Below are 24,062 nucleotides of genomic sequence, written 5' to 3' on the forward strand. Positions count from 1 at the left end.
TTATTCCACTATAATTTTTTTAACCACTGTTTTATTTTCACTCCTAATTTTGGCAAAATAGATTCCTGGTTCAAAATTGATATCAAGTTTAGTTTCGCCGGTGAAGGAAGCTTTTAATACATTTTGCCCAATCGTATTATAAATTTCTATTGTTGCCATTTCGATTATTCCAGAAATTGTAATTGTTTTTTGGGCAGGATTTGGATAAACAGAAACATTCAAATTTATAAAATCATTAGTTGCTAAATTCGAATGCCAGACTTGACCCGCATTTGCACCCCAAATATAATTTGCCAACTCAGGGTAATCAATAAATGGATTCCTATTTACTTGCCAAGTGTAAATATAATTATTTCTATTCATTTCAAAATCATCCGAAGAATCTAATGCATTCCATAATAAAAGCGATGCTAAATCTCCGAGTTGACCTACTGTTGTATCAGCAATATCTCCGTTTACCACGCTCAAAGCATTATACCGAATAGCCATATAAAAAACAGCACGCGCCACATCGCCTTTCCACGAACCCATAGTTCCGGTTGGGCCATTATATCCTGTTAATCCATAATCTTTATTGCTGCGCAAACTATTTTCAGGACCATCTTCTGCTCGTAGATGATGTGCATCGGCATGACCGGCAAGAATATCATTTGCATTTGTAGGCAACCAAATAGTTATGCCATCGGCAATACTCGAAGTTCCATCAGTATAACCACCACGAGATTGCGGATAAATATGTTCGCGGTTCCATTTTCCGGTATTTATTCCAGTTTCTTGTACCTCTAATTTCGACCGAGCTTGTTCTACATACATGAGCCAAACTTGGTTGCTGTTCAATGGATTTTGATCCGCTTTCATTAAAATCTCTAAAATATCACCATAATTATGGGCATGAACGACTGCTGGATTTGCTATAATATCTTGAATTGCTTGTTTTAAAGCATTACCCGAAAGTCCTTCGAGTGAATCATAATAGCCCATTGGAGCTGTGCTAGAAACAATTCCGTGAGTTGGATTTAAAGGGGTTCCAAATGGAGCAACAGTAAAATCATTATCAACAATTCGGATTTCTATAAAATCATTTAGTCTATTATAAAGCGGTGGTAATGTGCCAAATCTTATTGTTGAAACTTCATCACCTTCGTCAAAAACATCATCAATAAGTGTTATTGTTGTTGAAAAACTTTTAGAACCAGCAGGAATAAAAACTGTTGTATTGCCCGTAAAATCAGCTGTTGTAAACGAAGAATTATTTAAAGTGAAACCAAAAGTTAAATCTGCCGTAACATTATTTTGTGTGGTAAATGCTATAGAAAATGTATTTCCTTCAGTGTATTGTGCTGTATTTACTGAAATTGTTATTCCATTAAAAGCAATCCCACTTCCATCATTATTAACACTAGGTGTTGGTGTTTTTATTTCATAGGTTCCATCGTTTTTTCGTTGTATGGATTGTGTAGTTTGGAGGTTATTTTGACCTTCGTTGATTTGAGTTGTAACTCCCAATAAACTCATTAATTGAGTAGCATCAGCATCGTTTGTATCATAGACCAATACATCTATTAGATTCAATGAAGTTGCGGTTGAATTATTTGGAAAATCAGAGGAGTTTCCCAAATATAGTGCAACACCATCTGGGCCATTTTGAAAAATATTATCTGGTAAAAACTTAGTTGGCACTGGCGAAACTAAACTATTTCCTATGACTAGTATTCCATTTACATCCGTAGTGAATCCATCTAAGTCAACCACATAGTAGCTTTTATTAATCAATGTTCCTGTACCGTTATAAAGTACTAATACATAGCCATCAAGCGGAAAATTTGGGACAGTTGATTTTAATTCTATAAATTCCTTATCATCTGTACTTGGTGTATCGCAATCCAGTTCGTTTATGACCACTTGACCAAAGCCAAAGTAAGCGAAAAGTAGAAAAGATAGAGATAAAAAATGTTTCATGTTTTAGAGAATTATATAATAATAGTAATCCCAAAAAAGGCTTCTATTTTAGAAGCCTTTTTTACATTTATTTTATAAAATTAATTTACGGTAATGTTATCCAGTTGCACAGTTGTTGTTACGGCTGGCGATGCAGCAGCATTTCCTGTATATTCAAACACAAAAAATCCATTTCCTGTTACAGAAGTCGGAATAGTATAGACTCCACTGGATGTAAAACTAGTACCATAACCTGATGTTGGCGATGTTGGGATGTTAAAACTAGAAGTAATTTTTACCATTTTTGAAATATCAATAGCGCTTCCTACAGTGTAATTTGTAGCTGTTGCATAGTACACATTTAAAACGGCACCATTCCAAAACCCCATATTTGATTTAAACGACATAGTATTTGCGAGAGTTAAATCTACGGGAACAATAAAATAGGATTTATTTATTCCTCCTGATCCAAAAGCGGACATTTGTATGTATTTATTTGAAGAAAAACTTTTTATATCCCAATATCTTGAACCCACAAAAGCATCATTAATATAGCTAGGAAAGCTTGCTCCAGAAGATGTAATTGCGAAACTTTCAAAAGTTTCCGTAAAAGCACCTAAATATTGTAAATTAGTTCCAACTAAAGGTAAATTGTAATCTACCCTAGGATTAGGCATATTGACATCACGTTCTGTACGAAGTACAATTTGATAGGTGGAATTATATCTAGCCAAAACACCTCTTATTTTTCCTTTACCTGTAGCTACTTTATAACCCGCAAAATTGGCAAATCGGCTCGTTCTTACGGTTAAAGTATTTGTTCCATTTGTTATAAAAACACTAGAGTCAAAATCATCGTTACGGTTAGAGTCAAATGTTCCTCCAGCAGCTTCATCTGTAAACTGTACATTGTCAAACTCCACCAATGTATTCAAATAAGCATCGCCTACTTGAGCTAGAGTAATTTTATGTACTATTGCATCCTCACTTACTACATCACATGAGGGAATAAGATTATTTTTATAAACCAACCCGGATAATCTGTCTACTGCAAATATATCTGTTGGTGGTGCTCCAAAAATCAATCCTCTACCAAAACTGGTTGGGTTTGCATATGCCAATCCTTTAAGTTTTAAAAACACTTTTTTCCCTGGTTGTAAGTTTTTCGTATAGGCATTTACTTCATCTAATGAAAGGTTAAATCCTTTAGAGCCATCAACGGGTTGAAAGTACATGCTTTTATAAAAATTTCCACCTTCGTCACTAGAAATTACATAAGCTTCTACAACATCATCAGCTGTATAGGTTGCAGTAGCATTTGTAGCTATGGCATAAATATCGGCGACTTCCTTATTTTTTGTTATTACTGGACTAATACATGTGTCTTGAACAGGAGTGTCAAAAGTATCATTTACACAACCAGAAATGAGGGTTGCAATTAGTGTAAGGCAAATTAAATTTTTAATTAAATTTTTCATAATTTTTTTTTAGAAAGTGTAATATATATTTACCATATAGGTTCGTCCATAACCGTAAAAATATTTTGGTGCAAAAACACTTGCGCCGCTACTTTGATGGTCTTCAAATTCTTGTCTGTAAGTAGCATTTCTTGATTGCTCGAAACCTCCTGTTTTGTAGGTGATATCTAAAACGTTATTTACCGTTGCAAATAGACCTAATGTTTTTCCGTTTATTCGCCAAGATTTTCCACCTACCAAATTAAACAACAAGAAAGAGTCAAATCTTTCTTGTTTTAAATAACTATCTGCCAAGTCTTGATCAATAGTCAATCCTGCATTATCAGTTGAAGTATAGAAATTATCAGTTCTTAATATGGAAGACACATCGAGGAAATTATCGGCTAAATAATTAGCATTTGCCCCAATCCACCAGAATTTAGGATCTCTATATTCAATCCCTACAGAGTAGGCTTGTTGTGGCATTCCAGATTGTCTTAATCCAGCTAATTTAGTTTTACCATAATCGGTTACTGTTGCAGAAGCATCATTAGTTATGCTTACATTTGGATTATTGGTTAACTTATATTCGCCATAAGCAGCTACACCAGTAAGTTTTATTGTAGAGGTTATCTGGTATTCTAATCCGGCTTCAATTCCTTTATTTCTTTTGTTTAAACCGGTTAAAACTTCGGAGACAAAGGCACCGTTTCCATTACTGCTAACTGCATCAGCATAATAAAAATTGATATCAGTAACATTCAACGTTTCAGAGAAATATCCAGTGAAACGCGCTTTGAATTTTGGGGCTTTAATAATGTAACTCAAATCAAGACCTTTTATGGTTTCGTTTTTAAGATTTGGAACAATATAATTATTCACTCGAGAATTTGGAAAAACATCTCTAGAGTTTGGTGCTTTGGTCATATATATACCATTAAAATCAATGAAATTTCTACCGGTTAATTTATAAGTTGCGCCACCTTTAAATCCAAAATTATCAAAACTTATTTTTTCACTTTTACCCAATGAATTTGTTGGATAGTAACCGTTTTTATAAAGTCCTTCTCTTTGATAACTAGAACGAGAAAAAGTTTGTGCTAAATAAAAATCAACTTTATTGTAAACAAATTTAAATTGTGTAAAGGCATTTAATTTTGTAACATCTATATTGTAATTATATCCATATTGATTTCCTACGCCAACTACTCTAAAAGGATTATTTAAGTCTGATTGTTGTTGGTCTTCATTTAAACCAAAAGTACTAATGTCTACAAAATAAGTTCCTCCTAAAAGATCAAGCATATTCTTGAAATTCTTTGTTTTTGAAATCAAGTAATTTGCACCTGCCGTCAATAAAACATTGTCAGAAAGTTGTGATGAAAAATTAGTGTTGAAAGTGGTAATGTTTTCGTCATTTCTATCTTCATAGAGCACAAACCGACTGCCGTTCGTGATGTTTTCGTTATTTATCCTATATATTTCACTCCAATTTAATTGGCGATTTTCTAGAAAATTAGATTTGGTTGTTGCCGCATTTGCTATGTTTTCAGTTGAGTTTCCGGTATAAACCCCATTAAAAAAAGAATTAGTGTAATAACTAGGTAATTTTCTATAATAGGTTGGGTCTGGATTGTCTGATTTTGTGTAATCTATTCTGCTATTTCCGATTTGTCCAAATTGATAAGAAACGGTGGTATTCAGATTTGTTTTAGGATTTATTTTCCAAAAATGGGACAACATAAATAATGGTTCTTCGGTTTTTTTAAATCTAGAATTTCTTTTTTCGCCCTCTTGATAACCCCAATACGAATTGTATTTTATCCCAGCTAAATCGCTTATTTCTTGTGTGTTTGGAGAGTTTTTGCCTCTTTTGTTTTGGGCATATATTGCAGTAAAATTTAAGCTTTGACTGTCGTTAATACGTTTTTCAACACTAGCAAAAAAAGAGTTTGCATCGTAATTTGTGCCTTCAAAATACCCTTCTTGTGCCCATCTTCTTGAACCCGAGACCACATAAGCCCAACCCTCTTTATTCATACCGGAGGCATGAGTAGCCATCGTTCTGTAATTATAATTAGTATTTGTAGTAAGAAAGGAAACCCTTGTTCCTGGTCTATAAATAGAGGCTCTGGTATTGATCTCTTGTGTTCCAGCAATTCCACCGAATGCATAATCAGAAGGCGCTGAACCATTTGTAAATTCTTGATTACGAGTGGCATCATTCAATCCACCCCAATCGCCATATTGTGGTCTTCCGTCAGCAACTCTATTCATAGAGATGCCGTTTATCATCACATTAGAATATTCATTATCGATTCCCCTGACACTAAATCTAGCTGCGCCAAAATTAAATGCTGCGGCCTGTAAAAAAACATCTCTGGATGACTGTAATAAACTTGAAGTGCTTTCGGATCCACTATTGTCATCGCCCAGATCATTTTCGGTAATAGTAATTAGACTTAACTGTTGTTCTTGCGTTTGATCCTCTTCTAAAACAACAATTCCAATATCTATGAGTTGTCCTGATGCAATTTCTATCTGAAGTAATTGTTCTTTAAAACCATTACTTTTAATAAGTAATAATTGTCTACCAAGTCCAACATTATCAAATGAAAATTTACCTTCTGAATCTGTCAACTGTGTTAAGTTTGTATTTTGAATTGACGCCACCACACTTTGTATCGGTTTTTGTGTTTTAGAATCGACCACTTTTCCTGTAACACCAGTATTAGTTTGTCCAAAACAAAAAACGACTTGTATTACAAATAACGTACTAAAAATAAGTTTTTTCATAAATATATTTAAGGTTTATCACGCTTAGTTTAATAAATTAATTTTAGCGGGGAAGCAAATTTACATGATTTAATTGCATTTTGTACAATAGCAACTAAAGTTATGTTAATCTTTACCTTAAATTAACATTTTAGTCAAAATCATTGGCTTCAAAAGCCCTTTTCTCACTAAAATTTTTGCAATACAAACTAATAATTTGTATCAATTGTAAGGCGTTTCTTTAAATATATTTTCTTAACAAAACTATTTCATTCCATCTGTAATATTATTTTACATTTGTAACCCTAAAGTTTGTTTAACTTTGGAATAATCAAAAATATAAATCCATGAAGTTAAGAACTATTTTAGCCTTTTTAATTGTAGCAACTTCGACAATTGTTGTTCAGGGTCAAGCAAAAAAATACACAGTGCGGACAGTTGCATTCTATAATTTCGAAAACCTATTTGACACGATTAAAGGAACAAACAACGATGAAGAATGGTTGCCTGGCGGATTACAGCGTTGGACTACAAAAAAATACAAACAAAAACTTGTAAATCTTTCAAGAGTTCTCATGCAAATAGGCACTAATGACCAACAAAAAGAACCGCCAACTTTTATTGGAGGTTCAGAAATCGAAAACCGTGGCGTACTCGAAGACTTGGTTAAAGAACCAAATTTGCGTGAAGGAGATTATGGAATTGTACATTTTGATTCTCCCGATAAAAGAGGTATCGACGTAGCGTTATTGTATAGAAAAAAATATTTTAAACCCACAAGTTTTGTTAATATTCCATTGTTAGTTTACAGAGGAAATGCTGCAACTACAGAAAAAAAGGAAAAAGAAACCGAAGAGGATAAAGCAGATAAGGACAAGATTGAAATCGCAATTGACAATCGGGTTTATACCAGAGATATATTATTAGTGACTGGTTTTCTAGAAGGGGAAGAAGTCAATGTGATGGTAAATCACTGGCCTTCACGTTCAGGAGGCGAAAAAAAGAGCAGCCCTTTTCGTGAAGCCGCAGGAAGATTAACAAAAAAAATCATGGATTCAATTTACAAAGTAAATCCAACTTCCAAAATCATTGTAATGGGCGATTTAAATGATGGAGCTTATAACAAAAGTGTAAAAGAAGGCGTAGGAGCAAAGTTAAAAAAATCAGAAGTGCAACAATTTGGAGTTTATAATCCATTCGAACAAATGGCAAAAGAAGGTCATGCTTCATTATTTTACAGAGATGCGGGAGATATTTTTGACCAAATTATGGTTTCTGAAACATTAATAAAAGACGATTATTCTTCCTTTCGATATTGGAAATCGGGTATTTACAACAAGCCTTTTATGATACAAACCACCGGTCAATACAAAGGATATCCGTTAAGACATCAAGCCAATGAAATAGGTTTTAGCGATCACTTTCCAGTTTATATTTATTTAATAAAAGAAGTAAAATAATTTAAAAAAAATGAAAAACCTACTAGTAATTCTATTCACAACATTTTCGATCAACTGTTTTTCGCAAGACACAATCACAACAGCCAAAGTCAATGAATACCTAGATAAAGAAGTTTGTGTAATTGGCAAAGTAGTTTCAATGAAACTCGCCTCCGAAGGTAAAAGCACCAATTACATCAACATCGATAAACCCTATCCAGAAAGCGTTTTTACAGTAGTGATTTCTAACCGTTACCTTGAAACGCTAAACCTTAAATTAGAAGATTTAATGGGTAAAACCATCTATGCTAAAGGCAAAATCACAACCTACAAAAACGACCCAAAACAAATCCCACAAATTTTCAATCCCGTAAGTATCGTAGTTAAAAAAGAGTAATTTCATACTTCCAAAATAAATTACAATGGCAATAGGAAAACCTTTCAACCTCAACAAATGGATTGACGAAAACCGTCATTTACTAAAACCACCAGTAGGCAACAAAAACTTATACGTTGATTCTGGAGACTTTATAGTCATGATTGTAGCTGGCCCAAACGCACGTAAAGATTACCATTACAACGAAACCGAAGAATTATTTTACCAACTCGAAGGCAGCATTAAAGTTATCATTCAAGAAAACGGAGATTGCAAAGAAATGGAACTTCATGCTGGAGATATGTATTTGCATCCGGCCAAAATTCCGCATTCTCCAGCACGAACAGCAGGTTCAATAGGATTAGTCATCGAACGAAAACGTGCCGGACAAGGCTATACCGACGGTTTGCTATGGTTTTGCGACAACTGCAACCATAAATTACACGACGTATATTTTGAACTTCACAATATCGAGAAGGATTTTCTGCCCCATTTTCAGCATTTTTACAATTCCGAAAAGTTAAGAACTTGTGATAATTGCAAAACAATCATGGAAACCGACCCGAGATTCGTAAACAAGGACAAAACGTACGAATCTTAAAATAATATCATAAATTAGGGCTTTTTTGGGGCTATTTACCTCGTCAGTTCGCTCTGCTCGTGTCCCGCTTTTCGCTTCAATCCACGCGCAAAAGTGTCGAATTTCCACTACAAACGAAGTTCACTGAACTCAGATAAAAGTAGAAGCAAAGTGAAGTAATCGAGGCTAAATTCTATCGGAGTAAATCTACTTAAATGAACTTAAATGTCTTATATGGTTCAATAATTTAAGGGTTAATTTTTTTATACATTTACTCTCTAATTCGCCTTTAAATAATATATTTGTAAAAAAATATAACAATTATAACCAAAAAAGTTACAATGATAACAATAGCAACTCAATTCGGAATGAAAGAAGCCTTGGCGCAACTTGGCGTAAAAGCCATAAACGAAGGCACATCAACAGGGATAAATCATTTTTCATCAGGCGAAATTCTAGAAAGTTATTCACCCGTTGACGGACAATTAATTGCAGCTGTAAAAACATCAACTCCAGAAGATTACGAAAAAGTAATGCAAGCCGCAACACTAGCTTTCAAAACATTTAGACTCATGCCAGCGCCACAACGTGGAGAAATCGTGAGACAATTTGGAGATAAATTACGACAAAACAAAGAAGCATTGGGTAAACTCGTTTCTTACGAAATGGGCAAATCATTGCAAGAAGGTTATGGCGAAGTTCAAGAAATGATAGACATTTGCGATTTTGCAGTAGGATTGTCTCGTCAATTACACGGATTAACCATGCATTCCGAACGACCGGGACACAGAATGTATGAACAATACCACCCAATGGGAATTGTTGGAATCATATCGGCATTTAATTTTCCAGTAGCAGTTTGGGCTTGGAACACAGCATTAGCCTGGATTTGTGGCGATGTTTGCGTTTGGAAACCATCTGAGAAAACTCCACTTTGTGGCATAGCTTGTCAAAACATCATCGCCCAAGTTATCAAAGAAAACAACCTTCCCGAAGGAATTTCTTGTTTGATCAACGGCGATTATAAAATAGGACAATTAATGACTGCCGATAAACGTGTGCCACTAGTTTCTGCAACAGGTTCCACCCGAATGGGAAAAATCGTTGCTCAAGCAGTTGCTGGTCGTTTAGGAAAATCATTATTAGAATTGGGCGGAAACAATGCCATCATTGTAACACCGGATGCGGATATAAAAATGACTGTAATCGGTGCCGTTTTTGGCGCAGTAGGAACAGCAGGACAACGTTGTACATCAACACGTCGTTTGATTATTCACGAAAGTATTTATGACAAAGTAAAAGATGCTGTTGTCGCAGCATACAAACAATTGCGCATCGGGAATCCATTAGACGAGAATAATCATGTTGGACCACTTATTGACATTCATGCAGTCGAAATGTATAACAATGCCTTGACAAAAGTAGTAGCCGAAGGCGGAAAAATACTTGTAGAAGGTGGCGTACTTTCGGGCGAAGGTTACGAAAGCGGTTGTTATGTAAAACCAGCTATTGCCGAAGCCAAAAATTCTTTCGAAATTGTACAACACGAAACCTTTGCGCCCGTTTTATATTTAATAAAATATTCAGGCGAAGTAGAGAACGCAATCGATGTTCAGAACGGAGTGGCTCAAGGATTATCATCTGCAATTATGACCAACAATTTGCGTGAAGCCGAAAGATTCCTCTCTGTAGTAGGTTCTGATTGTGGAATTGCAAACGTAAACATTGGAACTTCTGGCGCCGAAATTGGTGGCGCATTTGGTGGAGAAAAAGAAACTGGTGGCGGACGCGAATCCGGTTCTGATGCTTGGAAAATCTACATGCGACGACAAACTAATACAATTAATTACACTACAAGTTTGCCCTTGGCACAAGGAATAAAATTTGATTTGTAGAACAATTAATTTCATAAAAAAAGCCTCTTATCTTTAAAAATAATAGGCTTTTTGCTTTATAAATTATACCAATCTACATATTGAACGAAGCACCAATACTAAACGTAAATTGGTTGTTCAAGTGATCAAAACCAGTTATATTTTGGTCGTATTTTGCAATAGGAAATCCAGCTTCTGTAAAAACACCAAACCCTTCCGAAAAGAAATAACGCATGCCTAAATGTCCACCAAAGTTTTTTAACCCTAAACTCAAACCAGGATAAACGTCTAGTTTTTCATTGATTTTTAAGACATTACCAATGTTTGCATTAATTCTAAATTTAGCATCAAAACGATCTTTGAATTCAGGTTTTACACCTAAAAAATCATCTACTCCTAATAAATAAGAACCCACAAAACCGTAGGATAAATTTTCACCAATTCCAAAATCAGTCGAAACTTGAATTCCTGTTCCTCCGTTTTGAATGTTGGCTCCAATATTAAATTTAGCATCTCCTTTTCCTTTATAAGCTTGCGCATTTATCATGAAACAAGAAAATAATAAAGCTATGGTACTAATTTTTTTCATAATCTTAATAGGTTAAAAAGTTTTGACAAAAATACTTAATAAATTTTAATTTCGCCCTTTTTCATTGGGATACAAATTGTGTAACGGTTCGCTTTGCCAAAAAGCTTTGGTATCAACGTCCATGATAGTCAATGGGCCATAAAATGCTGCGCCAGTATCAACATTCCATACGCTTGCCATTTGTACCGGAATGGTTTGGTCAATCCTAGAAACTGGCGTGTGACCAATATAGATTTCTTTATACAAAGTCAGGCGTTTTGGGTACATTAAATCATTACTTTTCATGTTTTTATCCAATGCCATAGCTGTTTCCCATAGTGTTCTATCCCAGCAAAATAATTTAGGAAAATACTCGTAATCCACACCATTGAGATTCGTAAAACCGGCATGAATAAACAAACGATTCTGGTCGTCAAGATAATATTTTTCTAAATTTTGCAGGAAATCAATATGTTTTTTTATGGTTTCGGGTGAAACTTTGGCGTAAGCCAAAACGGTCGATTCTCCACCGTGTTTGTACCACAGCGGATTATCCTTGCTTTCGTTGAGCCATTCTAAAAATAATTCGTCGTGGTTGCCAAGAATAAAAATGCAATTATTAGTTGCCTTTAATGCAATTAAACAATCGATCACTTCTGGCGATTGACTCCAACCATCGACATAATCACCCAGAAAAATTAAAGTATCGTTTGGGTTCACATTGGCTCGTTCTATAATTTGATGAAGCGCACGTAAACCACCATGTATATCACCTATTACAAGTGTTCTCATTTATTGTTTTGTAGTTTGATTTGAATACAAAAATAGTCGAAAACAACTAATCTTTTTCTAATTATTATTGATGGTATTTTATTAGATTTGTTCGAGATAAAAAAGGGTATGAGAACTACATTTGTTATACTAATTTGTATGTTGCTGTTTAATAGATGTGCAATTTTGCCTAAAAAAGAGAAATCAGTAATGTATACTATAGACAAACAAGGACATAGAGGTTGTCGCGGATTAATGCCAGAGAATACGATTTCAGGATTCTTAAAAGCAATTGATTTGGGCGTAAACACGCTTGAAATGGATGTGGTTTTCACCCAAGATAATCAGGCAATATTGAGTCACGAACCTTTTTTTAACCACGAAATCACCACTTTACCTAACGGAGAATTTGTTTTAGAAACCAATGAAAAAGCATTGAATATTTACAAAATGCCTTATTCTGAAGTTATAAAATACGATGTTGGACAAAAATTGCATCCCAGATTTCCGGAACAACTTAAAATGCAAGTTCGCAAACCATTGTTGTCTGAACTGATTGATACAGTAGAAAAGTATGCCAAAATCAATAAAAAAAGAGCCCTTTATTATAATATAGAAACGAAAACTACGCCTCAAACGGATGGACTTTTCCATCCAAAACCTAAAGAGTTTGTTGATTTATTGATGGCAGTTATTATTGAAAAAAAAATAGAGAAAAGGGTAATTATTCAATCTTTTGACATTCGAACATTACAATATCTGCATCGAATGTATCCCAAAATAAAAACCGCTTTGTTAATTGAAGATTTTGATAAAAAGGAGTTTTCGCAACAAATTATTGATTTAGGATTTACGCCCACAATTTATAGTCCAGCTCACGAATTAGTAACCCAACAACTTGTTCAAGAATGCAAGTCTAAAAAAGTAAAATTAATTCCTTGGACAGTAAATGACGCTGAAATTATTAAAAAACTCATAATAATGGGTGTCGATGGGATAATAACCGATTACCCCAATTTGTTTCCGGCGAAATGATTTTATTGCACATCATATTTCATTTTTCTCAAAACGCGCAACGCTTCCTTAAACGACAAATAGGTTGTTGGAAAAGGCTTCAAAAGTGCTTTGGCATCAATGAGTTTTTGCTTGGCATCGTCAAAACCGTTGAGGTAACAAATCATAAAAGTAGACGGCAAATTCTCTAAATCTTTTGCTTCTCGATCATTTAATTCAAGTCCTTTTTGTAGTTTGGATAATAATGAAATATTTGAATTATAAATGTGAAACAACATTTTTTTATTGAATTCTGGTGGTTGAAAAAGTATTTCTCTATCAATTTTATAATAGCCATTATCATAAAAACGAATGTTTTGTTTCTCTAACGGATACAAACTTGTTTTGTCATTTAATCCTAAAGGCACATACTCAATTATGGTAAAACTATCGTCGTCAAAGGTAATTGTGACCACATCTTGAGCGGAATAAAACAACTTAATTTGTTCGTTAATCAATTCAATATCAACCCGAGATAAATAGGTTTTATCACGAGATTTTTTCGCCACTCCAGCCCAGCAAATAACAAATAATTCTTTAAAGACTTTGTATTTTGGCGTCATGTCTTTATGCCTGAAATTCATAAAATCAATCACGCCATCCAGTGTATATCCAATACTGTTTCTAGAATTATTTTCAATACCAATGACAGTTTCTGTGTTTTGATAATTTTTTTCAAACTCATTTTCAATTGGCACCGTATTGCTTCCCCGACGTATAAAAACAGCATTGACTAGAATAGTGTGAATCGCTTTTTTGAAATGTGACGTTTTACTTTTGGCTTTAATGGTAACTAAACCCACCACTTTATCTTTAGTCAAATTAGGGAAAGGCACGTTTTCATAAAGGATTTTTGGAGGATTTTCGAGATAAGCATTTACTAGATTTTGAATATGACTGTCGTCAAAAAAGTCATCGCCTACGATTTCGTTTTCCTGATCTTCAACACCTACAACTATGTAGGAATTATTTGTAGGATTTGAATTCGACAAGGCACAAATGTGTTTCAAAAACTTGGCTTTTCCTTCACGAGTGTGCAAATTCAATTGGCGTTTTTTGTCATAAAAACTGCTCTCGTCATTGTGAGCTAAAAGGTTTTTAATTAAGAGACGCTTGTTAATCATTTTTTATAAATCTGAAATTATTTAAGGAACATCTTTGCCAGCACTTGCTGTCCATAAAGCAAACCAATCCTGTAATTCTAAATTAATTTTGATTGCTTGTATCAAATTAGCAATCCGAGTTTTATCGGCAGTACCAAAAACCGGTAAAATACCCGCTGGATGATTCAAAATCCAAGCCAGTAAAAGCACATCAAGAGTGGTGTTGTATTTTTCCAAAAGTTGTTGTGCTAATTTTTTTATTCGAATTGATTTTTCATCTGTATTTTTAAAAACAGTTCCTAGCGGAGACCAACACATTGGTGTGATTTGATTCACTTTCATATGATCAAGACTTCCGTCGAGCATCGGTTCAAAATGAGTTAACGAAAACTCGATTTGGTTGTAATTAATCTTGGTTTTTGTCTGGATTAAATTGGTTTGCGACGGGGTAAAATTCGAAACGCCAAAATCTAGAATTTTACCATCAGATTTCAGTTTTTCTATCGCTTCAGCAACTTCTTCAGCTTGCATCAACGGACTTGGTCTGTGCAATAAAAGCAAGTCCAGATAATCGGTTTTTAAATTTTTAAGCGATTGCTCTGCAGACCAAATGATATGTGATTTCGAACAATTGTAATGTTTGATTTTTGTGCTTCGATTTTCGGAAATAAGCTGAATGCCACATTTTGAAATCAACTGAATGTCTTTTCTATTAATTTGGCTTTCGCCAAAAGCGTTTCCAAAAGCGGCTTCGGTTGTATAACCACCATAGATATCGGCATGATCAAAGGTGGTGATTCCACTTTCGAGACAAGAATTCATTAAGTCAATCATCTGATTTTTGTCAAGGTTTTTACCCCAAACTCCCCAAGTCATAGTTCCGGCAATAATTCTAGAAAAAGGTGTTTTCATTCGATATTCATTTAAGTTCTTAAAAATAGGTAAATAGTATCATAATTCGTCCTTAAAATTAAGGGATTTACTGAAGTTTTAACCATTTTTTAACATCTTACTTCTAAAAAAAATTTCAATTTGCACCCTCAAAACAAAGACATTCAATTCAAGGTTTTTAAAAATAATAAAATGGAAGAAAATACAACGACTTTAGACATTAGAGCCATCAATGAAAAAATAGAAAGAGAAAGCGCTTTTATCGATTTACTTACTATGGAAATGAATAAGGTAATCGTGGGTCAAAAACACATGATTGAGCGATTATTAATTGGACTTTTGGGGCAAGGACATATCTTGCTGGAAGGTGTTCCAGGATTAGCAAAAACATTAGCGATAAACACTTTGGCGCAAGCCGTTCATGGTTCATTCAGTCGGATTCAGTTTACTCCAGATTTATTGCCTGCAGATGTTGTGGGAACTATGATTTACAATATAAAATCGAATGAGTTTTCGATAAAAAAAGGACCCATTTTTGCCAATTTCGTTCTTGCCGATGAGATCAATCGTGCTCCAGCCAAAGTACAATCGGCATTACTAGAAGCCATGCAGGAAAAACAAGTAACTATTGGCGATACGACTTTTAAATTAGACAAACCGTTTTTAGTACTGGCCACACAAAACCCAATCGAACAAGAAGGAACCTATCCTTTGCCAGAAGCACAAGTCGATCGTTTTATGTTGAAAACCGTGATTGATTATCCAAAAATGGATGAAGAACGCATGGTGATTCGCCAGAATCTAAAAGGAAATTATGAAAAAGTAAATCCGGTAGTTTCGGTAGAACAAATTTTGCGTGCACAAGAGGCAGTTCGTGAAGTGTATATGGATGAAAAAATCGAAAAATACATTCTGGATATCGTTTTTGCTACTCGTTTTCCAGAGAAATATAAATTGGCTGATTTAAAACCACTAATCAGTTTTGGAGCTTCGCCACGTGGTAGTATCAATTTGGCCAATGCAGCAAAATGTTATGCCTTTATCAAACGTCGTGGATATGTAATTCCCGAAGATGTTCGCGCCGTTGTTCACGATGTGTTGCGTCACAGAATTGGAATTACATACGAAGCCGAAGCCGAAAACATTACGTCTGTTGACATTATTAATAAAATTGTAAACGAGATTGAAGTACCTTAAATCAGTTAGCAGTGATCAGTTTATAAGTGGTCAGTGATGTACTGAATACTAAAAACCGGAACACTGAACACTCTCATAAATGGAAACAAAAGACCTCTTAAAAAAAGTTCGAAAAATAGAAATCAAAACCCGACGATTGAGCGATCACATCTTTTCGGGGGAATATCACACCTCGTTCAAAGGTCGCGGAATGACTTTTAGCGAAGTGCGTCCGTATCAATATGGCGATGATATTCGGGCGATTGACTGGAATGTTACCGCCAGATATAATGAAGCACACGTCAAAGTTTTTGAGGAAGAACGGGAATTGACGATGATGTTGATGGTCGATATTTCGGGTTCAGAAAGTTTTGGTTCAAAAAACCAATTCAAAAACGATATTGTAACCGAAATTGCTGCAACAATGGCATTTTCGGCTACACAAAACAATGATAAAATTGGCTTGGTTTTGTTTTCTGACCGAATCGAATTGTACATTCCACCAAAAAAAGGACGTTCACATGTTTTAAGAATTATTCGAGAACTAATAGAATTTGAGCCTAAAAGCCACAAAACAAATATTGCTCAAGCCTTAAAATTCTTATCAAGTACTCAGAAAAAGAAAGCGATAGTTTTTGTAATTTCTGATTTCATGTCAGATGATTATGAGCAAACGTTGAAAATAGCTTCAAAAAAACACGATATTACAGGAATACGAGTGTATGATATTCGCGAAGAAAAAATTCCAAATTTAGGAATGGTTTCCATGCTTGATGCCGAGACTGGAGAAATCCAGTTGATCAATACGAGCTCAAAATCAGTACGAATCAATTATGAAAAATACTATCAAGAAAAGCTAAAATATTTTAAGGAAACGTTTAGCAAATCGGGTGCTGGAGTAGTAAATACAAGAGTTGACGAAAGTTATGTAACCAAATTATTAGGGTATTTTAAATCGAGATAAACTAAACCCGTCAGATTTATAAAACCTGATGGGTTTAAGATTAAAAACAAATGAAAATTAAATTTTATATATTCCTTTTTCTACTATCTACATCACTTTTTGCTCAAAAAGTGACCACTTCAATTGATACGACCAGAAACAAAATTGGCGCGGAGTTCAAACTGACCTTAAAAACCAATGTTGATACCTTGTCTAAAGTGGTCTTTCCTAATGCACGAAACTTTGGTGCTCTCGAGGTGATTCAGTCCTATCCAATTGATACTATCAAGAATAATGACCGTTATGAATTGATAAAAAAATACGGGTTGACCCAATTTGATTCAGGGAAATATACCATTCCGAGTATAAAAATTCTGATTAATAACAAACCGTTTTTATCGGATTCATTATTAGTCGAAGTCAACAATGTACAAGTGGACACCTTGAAACAAAAAATGTTTGATATAAAAGATATTATTCAAGCAGAGAATTCAATTGGAAATTGGTGGAAATATATTTTAGGTTTACTATTGATTGCAGGAATTGCAGCAGGTATTTATTGGTTTGTAACAAAGTATAAAAAGAAGAAAACCCAAGAAGAAGTTTATAAAACACCTATTGAAAAAGCCACCAGTTTACTTAACAATTTAGAAAAAAAAGAACTTTGGCAACACGGTGAAATCAAAGCATATTATAGCGAATTGACTGATATTGTTCGGAATTATATCGAAGAAGCCATAGAAATTCCGGCCATGGAAAGCACTACATCTGAATTGATCGAAGGACTTAAATTAGCCTCTCTTAAAAAGAAGATGAATCTTTCTAAAGAAACCATCGAAAATTTATTCGTGGTTTTAAAACAAGCCGATTTAGTAAAATTTGCTAAATCTAAACCATTGGATTTTGAAATCACCGAAGATAGAAAAAAGATAGAAAGAGCCATAGTTACATTGGACAAATCCATTCCAAAAGTTGTTGAAGCAGAAGATGATATGTTGCTGAACGAAATGCAACGTCAAGAACAATTAAAAAAAGAACTACAAAAACAACGAAAAAAACGGATACAAACCGCAGTTGGTGTTCTGGTCGGTTCGGTGCTAACAGTATTTATTTTTTTGGTTGCAACCAAAGGATTCGATTATGTGAAAGACAATATTTTTGGTCATCCATCCAAAGAACTGCTTGAAGGCGAATGGGTAAAAAGTGAATACGGAAATCCAAGTATTAGAATCGAAACCCCAAAAGTGCTCACACGAGTTGATTTAACAAAAACCTTACCTCGAAATGGCATGGCTTTGATTAAGGAAATGCAATCCTTTGCATACGGAACCTTAACCGATAATTTTTATCTCATGATTTCCACCTTTCAATACAAACAAGACCAGCAAATCGATTTGTCAAAATCATTAGATGGAACTTTGCAAGCCATTGAATCAAGAGGTGCGCAAAATATGATTGTCAAGCAAGAAGAGTTTGAAACCGGTCAAGGAATCAGAGGAATTAAAGGATACGGAACTTTTTCGAAAATTGATGGAGAGAAAAAAAGCAGTACTAAATTGTATTATGAAGTATTACTTTTTAGCCAAAATGGAGGTTTGCAACAAATCATGATGATTCATCAAGAAGGCGATACATACGCAAATGAAATAGCTACTCGGATCTTGAACTCAGTGGAACTTAATAAAGGGAATAACTAATGGGAAATATAACCTTTTTAAATCCAGAATTTTTTTGGTTGTTGCTATTCATTCCAGTTGCTATTGTTTGGTTGTATTGGAAAAGAAACGAACAATCAGCAACATTCAAAATGAGTTCAATACAAGGATTTAAAGCGTCAAATTCTATTTTGGCAAAACTGAAACCGTATCTAAATGTATTGCGTTTAGTAGCATTGTGTTTTTTAATTATTGCGTTGGCAAGACCAAGAACAGTGGATGTAAGCAATAAAACAAAAACCACCAAAGGTATCGATATTGTTATGGCAATTGACGTTTCTGGAAGTATGCTTGCTAAAGATTTGAGACCCAATAGAATGGAAGCGCTAAAAAGAGTAGCTGCAGATTTTGCACAAGAAAGACCAAACGACAGAATAGGACTTGTGGTTTATGCCTCAGAAGCGTACACCAAAACTCCAGTAACAAGTGACAAAGCAGTCGTTCTTGAAGCAATCAAAAGCATAAAATACGACAACGTTTTGCAAGACGGAACAGGAATAGGAATGGGATTGGCCACAGCTGTAAATCGTTTAAAAGACAGCAAAGCAAAAAGTAAAGTAATCATTCTATTGACAGACGGAGTCAATAACGCAGGATTTATTGAGCCAGAAACCGCAGCAGATATAGCCAAACAATACGGAATAAAAGTATACACAATAGGAATAGGAACAAACGGAATGGCAGAGTTTCCTTATGCAATTGCACCAAACGGACAGTTTTTATTTCGAATGATGCAAGTAGAAATTGACGAACAATTATTAAAAAGTATCGCTCGTAAAACCGATGGAAAATATTTTAGAGCAACAAGCAACAATAAACTAGCCGAAATTTATGCCTTTATCAACAAACTAGAAACCACCGAAATTGAAGAATTGAAATTCTATGATTACGATGAAAAGTTTAGGCTATTTGCAGGCATCGCACTTATATTAGTACTTGTAGAGTTGGGATTACGAAATACGGTTTATAGAAGTTTTATATAGGTTTAAACACAAAGAGCACAATGAATCCACAAAGAGCACAAAGTAAACGATATTGAAATATGAGCGAAAATGATATATCAAAAATTGTTTTTGAAAGTGCTTTAAAAATGCATCAAACTTTAGGTCCAGATTAATTAGAAAGCGCTTATGAAGAGTGTTTGTTTTATGAATTAAAGAAGTATAATTTAAAAGTTGAAAAGCAAAAAAAATTGCCTTTGGTTTATGAAGATGTAAAACAAGATGCAGGATATAGAATTGATATTATTATAGAAGATAAATTTATAGTTGAGATTAAATCAGTTGAAGCCTTGAATGATGTCCATTTGGCACAACTTTTAACCTACTTGAGATTGTCTAATTGTAAATTAGGATTGTTAATTAATTTCAATGTTAGTTTATTAAAAAACGGTGTTAAAAGAGTAATAAACGGAACATTATAAATACACTTTGCAATTAACTTTGTGAGCTTAGTAAGAAAACTTTGTGCCCTTCGTGGTTAAGAAAAATGGAATTAGACGAAAAAAAATATTTATACCTTGTTAATTTATTAAAAAACGGTGTTAAAAGAGTAATAAACGGAACATTATAAATACACTTTGCAATTAACTTTGCAATTAACTTTGTGAGCTTAGTGAGAAAACTTTGCGCCCTTCGTGGTTAATAAAAATGGAATTAGACGAAAAAATATATTTATACCTTTTATTCATACTACCATTATTGGTGTTGCTTTTTTTGTATAATCAATACTGGAAACGCAAAAAGCAACATGAATTTGGGGATTTAGAATTGATAAAAAAATTAAGCCCTGAAAAGTCTATTTTCAAACCAGTTTTGAAATTAGTGGTACTAATTTTAGCATTAATAGGAATAATTTTAGGATTGGTAAACCCAAAAATGGGAACCAAAATGGAAACCGTAAAACGCGAAGGAATCGATATAGTTTTCGCTATGGATGTTTCCAAAAGTATGCTCGCAGAAGACGTAGCGCCAAATCGATTGGACAAAAGCAAACAAATAGTTTCCCAAATAATCAATCAATTAGGAAATGATAGAATAGGAATTGTGGCTTACGCCGGAAGCGCATTCCCTGTTTTGCCTATCACAACAGATTATGGTGTTGCTAAAATGTTTCTGCAAAGCATGAATACCGAAATGGTTTCTTCCAGAGGAACATCACTTGACGAAGCCATAAGTTTATCGGCAACTTATTTTGACGATAAAAGCAAAACTAGCAAATTATTAATTTTAATTTCAGACGGAGAAGACCATTCAGAAGGAGCAGAAACCGCTGCCGAAGAAGCAAATAAGCTAGGAATCAAAATCATTACTATTGGTATTGGAACCGAAAAAGGAAGCACAATTCCGTTAAAAAGAAACGGAATTGTAGAAAGTTTTCAACGAGACAATAACAACGAAGTGGTTGTAACCAAATTAAATGAGGAGAGTTTAACCACAATTGCGAAGGCAACAAAAGGAGGTTATATCAATGGGAATGACACCAAAAAAGTAGTGGAATATATAAAAAACACACTAAATACCATACAAAAAACCGAATTCGAATCGACGCAAATGGCGGACTTTCAATCACAGTTTCAATGGTTTTTAGGATTTGCTTTTATGCTCCTATTTTTGGATGTTTTCTTTTTAGAAAGAAAAACAAACTGGGTAAAAAAGTTGAATTTATTTAACGAAAAACAATAATGAAAAATTTTATTTTATATATATTGCTAACCTCTACACTATGTATCTCTGCACAACAGAAAGACAAGGTGTTGCCAACAGCAAATGAAGAATATGCAAAAAATAAATTTGTGGAAGCCGAAGCAAATTACAGAGTTTCAAATTCAAAGTTCCCAAAAAGAACCGTTGCTCCATACAATTTAGGAAATTCAATTTACAAACAAAACCAAAATTCCGAAGCGAAATTAGCCTATTTAAAAGCGATCGAAAACACAAAATCAAGAGTTCAAAAACACAAAGCATTTCATAATTTAGGAAATGTTTTAATGAAAGAAAAAAATTACACACAAGCCGTCGAAGCCTATAAAAACGCATTAAGAAACGATCCTTCGGATGAGGAATCAAGATATAATTTTGCTTTGGCCAAAAAGAAACTGAAAGAAAACCCGCCAAAGGACGATAAGAAAAAAGACGATAAAAATAAAGATAAGAAAGACGACAAAAAAGACGACAAGAAAAAGGACGGAGACAAAGACAAGAAAGACGATAAAGGAAAAGACAAGGATAAACCATCAGACAAAGACGGTAATAAAGAAGATAAACCAAAAGAGGATGGAAAACCAAAGCCTCAACCAGGTGGAATTTCTAAACAACGATTAGAAAATCTTTTAGACGCTGTAAACAACGAAGAAAAAAAGATTCAAGATAAAGTAAACGCCAAAAAAGTAAAGGGAAAACCAAGAAAAACAGAAAAAGATTGGTAGTCCAATTAGATAAAAAACGGATTTTAGAATTCTATTCTTAAGATTTAAAATAATAACAAAATAATAAATACCCCGTTTCAACTCCCTCTCTTTTGGAGAGGGTTGGGGAGAGGAAAAATGAAAAAATTTATAATAGCATTCGCATTAGTTCTCTGTAACGCCCTTTTGGCTCAAGTACAATTTGAAGCAAAAGTCAGCAAAACTACACTTGGACTAAACGAAAGACTTCGCATTGATTTTATAATGAATGTTGATGGCGACAATTTTATACAACCTACTTTCGAAGGATTTAAAATCATTGCTGGTCCAAGCCAGCAAGTAAGTCAATCCTGGGTCAATGGCCGCAGTTCATTCGAGAAAACCTATTCCTATTATTTATTGCCTACTCAAAAAGGAACTTTAGTAATCAAACAATCTTCGATTGAATACAACGGTCAAATTTTCAAAACATCACCCATAAAAATTAATGTTACCGCAGCGGTCGAAATGCCAAAAGATCCAAACGATACACAAGTTACAGCCGATAATAATCTGTATCTAGTTGCTGATATTTCCAAAACAAATCCATACATAAATGAGCCAATAACAGTAGTTTATAAGCTGTATTTTAACAATATAGGAATCTCAAATTTTCGAGAATTAAATAAACCAAAGTACAACGATTTTTGGAGCCAAAACATCGAAATAAAACAACTTGTAGCCGAAGAAGGAATGTTCAAAGGCGAAAAATATCGTTTTGTAGTTTTAAAGAAAACCGTACTTTATCCTCAAAAATCAGGCAAATTAGAAATAGAACCACTTTCGTTAGACATCGATGTACAATTACCTACAAACCGTAGAGATGTTTTTGGACGAGTAATCCTTGCCGAAGGGAATAAAAGAGTTTCGGCTGGAGCCAAAACGATACAAGTAAAAGTACTTCCCGAAGCAGGAAAACCAGAAGGATTTACAGGCGCAGTAGGAAAATTTGATTTTAAAGTAATGCCTTCAAGAACGAACCTAAAAAATGGCGAAAGCCTTGATTTAGTTGTAAGTGTAACCGGAAAAGGCAACATGAAATTATTCACTTTACCCAAACCAGTTGTCCCAAATTCACTCGAAATGTATGATCCTGTACATAAAGAAAATGTATCCACAGTTTTATCAGGAACGTCAGGAAAAATCTCGGATAGCTATACAATTATTCCGCAATACAGAGGAAATTATCCCGTTAAATCAATGCAATTTTCTTATTTCGATTTGGGTTCTGGAACATACAAAACCATAAATTCACCTGAAATAATTATCAATGTTCTCGATGGTCCAATGGCAACCGCAGGAGTTGAGGATACAACAGCTGTTGTCAAAAATAAAATTTATAGTAACGAACAATTCAAATTTATTAAACTAAAAACCAATCTGGCTTCAATAAAACCAACGGATTTTTTCCAATCAAACTTTTTTTATGGATTGCTATTTTTTCCTTTTTTAATTTTGCCAATAATCGTTTTATTCAAAAAGAAAAAAGAAGCAATAGATGGAGATGTGTTTGGGAACAGAATAAAAATGAACAACAAGCTAGCCAAAAAATATTTATCCGAAGCCAAAAAACAACTCAATAATAAAGAACCGTTTTATGTTGCACTCGAAAAAGCAATGCATAATTTCTTGAAAGCAAAGCTACATATCGAAACATCCGAAATGAGTAAAGCAAACATTCAAGAACTTTTATTGTCTCGAAAAGCAAATTCAGCAACCGTAACCGATTTTATAACGCTAACCGAAAATTGCGAATTAGTCCGTTTTGCACAATCCTCAAGCACAGCAATTCAAGAGGATTTTGACAAAGCTGTAGTGATAATTTCTGATTTAGAAAAACAAATTGCTTAACACAAAGTTCACAAAGGTTTTTAGTTAAAATTATCAAACTGTAAATTAGGATTATTAATCAATTTTAATGTAAAATTACTCAAAGATGGAGTAAGAAGAGTGGTTTC

Annotated in this window: 19 protein-coding genes and 1 pseudogene; 13 read left to right on the top strand and 7 right to left on the bottom strand. The window is 34.1% G+C overall.

Annotated elements, in window-relative coordinates; translation table 11 throughout:
- The 3 genes from RMO53_RS05250 to RMO53_RS05260 form a co-directional block, all read right to left on the bottom strand.
- Entirely contained in the window at positions 1–1,959 is a 1,959-nt protein-coding gene (locus RMO53_RS05250; protein ID WP_310378697.1) for an endonuclease, read from the bottom strand.
- Positions 1,960–2,039: 80 nt separating this feature from the next.
- Positions 2,040–3,416 (bottom strand): DUF5689 domain-containing protein, encoded by a 1,377-nt coding sequence (locus RMO53_RS05255; protein WP_310378699.1) that lies wholly within the window; start codon positions 3,414–3,416, stop codon positions 2,040–2,042.
- 9 nt (positions 3,417–3,425) lie between these two features.
- A complete protein-coding gene (locus RMO53_RS05260; protein WP_310378701.1) occupies positions 3,426–6,191 on the bottom strand; it encodes a carboxypeptidase-like regulatory domain-containing protein in 2,766 nt (921 codons plus the stop codon).
- Between the two features lie 326 nt (positions 6,192–6,517).
- On the opposite strand from RMO53_RS05260, the gene RMO53_RS05265 reads away from it, so the two are divergent.
- The 4 genes from RMO53_RS05265 (at position 6,518) to RMO53_RS05280 (ending at position 10,460) form a co-directional block, all read left to right on the top strand.
- Positions 6,518–7,630: an endonuclease/exonuclease/phosphatase family protein gene (locus tag RMO53_RS05265; protein ID WP_310378703.1), complete on the top strand. Its 1,113-nt coding sequence runs from the start codon at positions 6,518–6,520 to the stop codon at positions 7,628–7,630.
- A gap of 10 nt (positions 7,631–7,640) precedes the next feature.
- Positions 7,641–8,006 (top strand): hypothetical protein, encoded by a 366-nt coding sequence (locus tag RMO53_RS05270; protein WP_310378705.1) that lies wholly within the window; start codon positions 7,641–7,643, stop codon positions 8,004–8,006.
- Positions 8,007–8,031: 25 nt separating this feature from the next.
- Positions 8,032–8,586, top strand: a complete 555-nt coding sequence (locus tag RMO53_RS05275) for a 3-hydroxyanthranilate 3,4-dioxygenase (RefSeq protein WP_310378706.1) — start codon at positions 8,032–8,034, stop codon at positions 8,584–8,586.
- 320 nt (positions 8,587–8,906) lie between these two features.
- Positions 8,907–10,460: an aldehyde dehydrogenase family protein gene (locus RMO53_RS05280; RefSeq protein WP_310378709.1), complete on the top strand. Its 1,554-nt coding sequence runs from the start codon at positions 8,907–8,909 to the stop codon at positions 10,458–10,460.
- Between the two features lie 73 nt (positions 10,461–10,533).
- Here RMO53_RS05280 and RMO53_RS05285 read toward each other — a convergent pair whose 3' ends face one another.
- Both RMO53_RS05285 and RMO53_RS05290 read right to left on the bottom strand, forming a co-directional pair.
- Positions 10,534–11,028 carry a DUF6646 family protein gene (locus RMO53_RS05285; RefSeq protein ID WP_310378711.1) on the bottom strand — a complete coding sequence of 165 codons (495 nt, stop codon included), beginning with the start codon at positions 11,026–11,028 and terminating at the stop codon, positions 10,534–10,536.
- 45 nt (positions 11,029–11,073) lie between these two features.
- Entirely contained in the window at positions 11,074–11,799 is a 726-nt protein-coding gene (locus RMO53_RS05290) for a metallophosphoesterase family protein (protein ID WP_310378713.1), read from the bottom strand.
- A gap of 108 nt (positions 11,800–11,907) precedes the next feature.
- On the opposite strand from RMO53_RS05290, the gene RMO53_RS05295 reads away from it, so the two are divergent.
- On the top strand, positions 11,908–12,813 hold the full coding sequence (locus tag RMO53_RS05295; RefSeq protein ID WP_310378714.1) for a glycerophosphodiester phosphodiesterase: 906 nt from the start codon (positions 11,908–11,910) through the stop codon (positions 12,811–12,813).
- A gap of 2 nt (positions 12,814–12,815) precedes the next feature.
- Here RMO53_RS05295 and RMO53_RS05300 read toward each other — a convergent pair whose 3' ends face one another.
- Positions 12,816–13,955, bottom strand: a complete 1,140-nt coding sequence (locus RMO53_RS05300) for an ATP-binding protein (RefSeq protein WP_310378716.1) — start codon at positions 13,953–13,955, stop codon at positions 12,816–12,818.
- Positions 13,956–13,976: 21 nt separating this feature from the next.
- The gene (locus RMO53_RS05305) at positions 13,977–14,846 is read right to left on the bottom strand and encodes an aldo/keto reductase (RefSeq protein ID WP_310378718.1); all 870 of its coding nucleotides are present in this window, start codon (positions 14,844–14,846) and stop codon (positions 13,977–13,979) included.
- Positions 14,847–15,017: 171 nt separating this feature from the next.
- Here RMO53_RS05305 and RMO53_RS05310 point away from each other — a divergent pair, with 171 nt between their 5' ends.
- The 8 genes and pseudogenes from RMO53_RS05310 to RMO53_RS05345 all read left to right on the top strand — a co-directional run bounded on the left by RMO53_RS05310 (position 15,018) and on the right by RMO53_RS05345 (position 23,955).
- Entirely contained in the window at positions 15,018–16,022 is a 1,005-nt protein-coding gene (locus RMO53_RS05310; protein ID WP_310378719.1) for a MoxR family ATPase, read from the top strand.
- A gap of 79 nt (positions 16,023–16,101) precedes the next feature.
- On the top strand, positions 16,102–16,965 hold the full coding sequence (locus tag RMO53_RS05315; RefSeq protein ID WP_310378720.1) for a DUF58 domain-containing protein: 864 nt from the start codon (positions 16,102–16,104) through the stop codon (positions 16,963–16,965).
- Between the two features lie 50 nt (positions 16,966–17,015).
- Positions 17,016–18,641 carry a hypothetical protein gene (locus tag RMO53_RS05320; protein ID WP_310378722.1) on the top strand — a complete coding sequence of 542 codons (1,626 nt, stop codon included), beginning with the start codon at positions 17,016–17,018 and terminating at the stop codon, positions 18,639–18,641.
- Entirely contained in the window at positions 18,641–19,642 is a 1,002-nt protein-coding gene (locus RMO53_RS05325; protein ID WP_310378724.1) for a VWA domain-containing protein, read from the top strand. The genes RMO53_RS05320 and RMO53_RS05325 overlap by 1 nt, the downstream gene beginning before the upstream one ends.
- A gap of 146 nt (positions 19,643–19,788) precedes the next feature.
- Positions 19,789–20,082: pseudogene (locus RMO53_RS05330) on the top strand (GxxExxY protein); the annotation flags it as partial.
- Positions 20,083–20,308: 226 nt separating this feature from the next.
- On the top strand, positions 20,309–21,343 hold the full coding sequence (locus tag RMO53_RS05335) for a VWA domain-containing protein (RefSeq protein WP_310378726.1): 1,035 nt from the start codon (positions 20,309–20,311) through the stop codon (positions 21,341–21,343).
- The gene (locus RMO53_RS05340; protein WP_310378728.1) at positions 21,343–22,086 is read left to right on the top strand and encodes a tetratricopeptide repeat protein; all 744 of its coding nucleotides are present in this window, start codon (positions 21,343–21,345) and stop codon (positions 22,084–22,086) included. Before RMO53_RS05335 ends, RMO53_RS05340 begins: the two co-directional genes overlap by 1 nt.
- A gap of 117 nt (positions 22,087–22,203) precedes the next feature.
- Positions 22,204–23,955 (top strand): BatD family protein, encoded by a 1,752-nt coding sequence (locus RMO53_RS05345; RefSeq protein ID WP_310378729.1) that lies wholly within the window; start codon positions 22,204–22,206, stop codon positions 23,953–23,955.
- Positions 23,956–24,062 lie beyond the last annotated feature (107 nt).

It is taken from the genome of Flavobacterium sp. (assembly GCF_031409475.1).
In the GTDB taxonomy this organism is placed as follows: domain Bacteria; phylum Bacteroidota; class Bacteroidia; order Flavobacteriales; family Flavobacteriaceae; genus Flavobacterium.

Coding starts and splice junctions, on each gene's coding strand:
- RMO53_RS05300 (WP_310378716.1), bottom strand. CDS start 13,955: ATGATTAACAAGCGTCTCTTAATTAAAAACCTTTTAGCTCACAATGAC.
- RMO53_RS05325 (WP_310378724.1), top strand. CDS start 18,641: ATGGGAAATATAACCTTTTTAAATCCAGAATTTTTTTGGTTGTTGCTA.
- RMO53_RS05280 (WP_310378709.1), top strand. CDS start 8,907: ATGATAACAATAGCAACTCAATTCGGAATGAAAGAAGCCTTGGCGCAA.
- RMO53_RS05290 (WP_310378713.1), bottom strand. CDS start 11,799: ATGAGAACACTTGTAATAGGTGATATACATGGTGGTTTACGTGCGCTT.
- RMO53_RS05340 (WP_310378728.1), top strand. CDS start 21,343: ATGAAAAATTTTATTTTATATATATTGCTAACCTCTACACTATGTATC.
- RMO53_RS05320 (WP_310378722.1), top strand. CDS start 17,016: ATGAAAATTAAATTTTATATATTCCTTTTTCTACTATCTACATCACTT.
- RMO53_RS05270 (WP_310378705.1), top strand. CDS start 7,641: ATGAAAAACCTACTAGTAATTCTATTCACAACATTTTCGATCAACTGT.
- RMO53_RS05295 (WP_310378714.1), top strand. CDS start 11,908: ATGAGAACTACATTTGTTATACTAATTTGTATGTTGCTGTTTAATAGA.
- RMO53_RS05335 (WP_310378726.1), top strand. CDS start 20,309: ATGGAATTAGACGAAAAAATATATTTATACCTTTTATTCATACTACCA.
- RMO53_RS05275 (WP_310378706.1), top strand. CDS start 8,032: ATGGCAATAGGAAAACCTTTCAACCTCAACAAATGGATTGACGAAAAC.
- RMO53_RS05265 (WP_310378703.1), top strand. CDS start 6,518: ATGAAGTTAAGAACTATTTTAGCCTTTTTAATTGTAGCAACTTCGACA.
- RMO53_RS05305 (WP_310378718.1), bottom strand. CDS start 14,846: ATGAAAACACCTTTTTCTAGAATTATTGCCGGAACTATGACTTGGGGA.
- RMO53_RS05260 (WP_310378701.1), bottom strand. CDS start 6,191: ATGAAAAAACTTATTTTTAGTACGTTATTTGTAATACAAGTCGTTTTT.
- RMO53_RS05255 (WP_310378699.1), bottom strand. CDS start 3,416: ATGAAAAATTTAATTAAAAATTTAATTTGCCTTACACTAATTGCAACC.
- RMO53_RS05310 (WP_310378719.1), top strand. CDS start 15,018: ATGGAAGAAAATACAACGACTTTAGACATTAGAGCCATCAATGAAAAA.
- RMO53_RS05345 (WP_310378729.1), top strand. CDS start 22,204: ATGAAAAAATTTATAATAGCATTCGCATTAGTTCTCTGTAACGCCCTT.
- RMO53_RS05285 (WP_310378711.1), bottom strand. CDS start 11,028: ATGAAAAAAATTAGTACCATAGCTTTATTATTTTCTTGTTTCATGATA.
- RMO53_RS05315 (WP_310378720.1), top strand. CDS start 16,102: ATGGAAACAAAAGACCTCTTAAAAAAAGTTCGAAAAATAGAAATCAAA.
- RMO53_RS05250 (WP_310378697.1), bottom strand. CDS start 1,959: ATGAAACATTTTTTATCTCTATCTTTTCTACTTTTCGCTTACTTTGGC.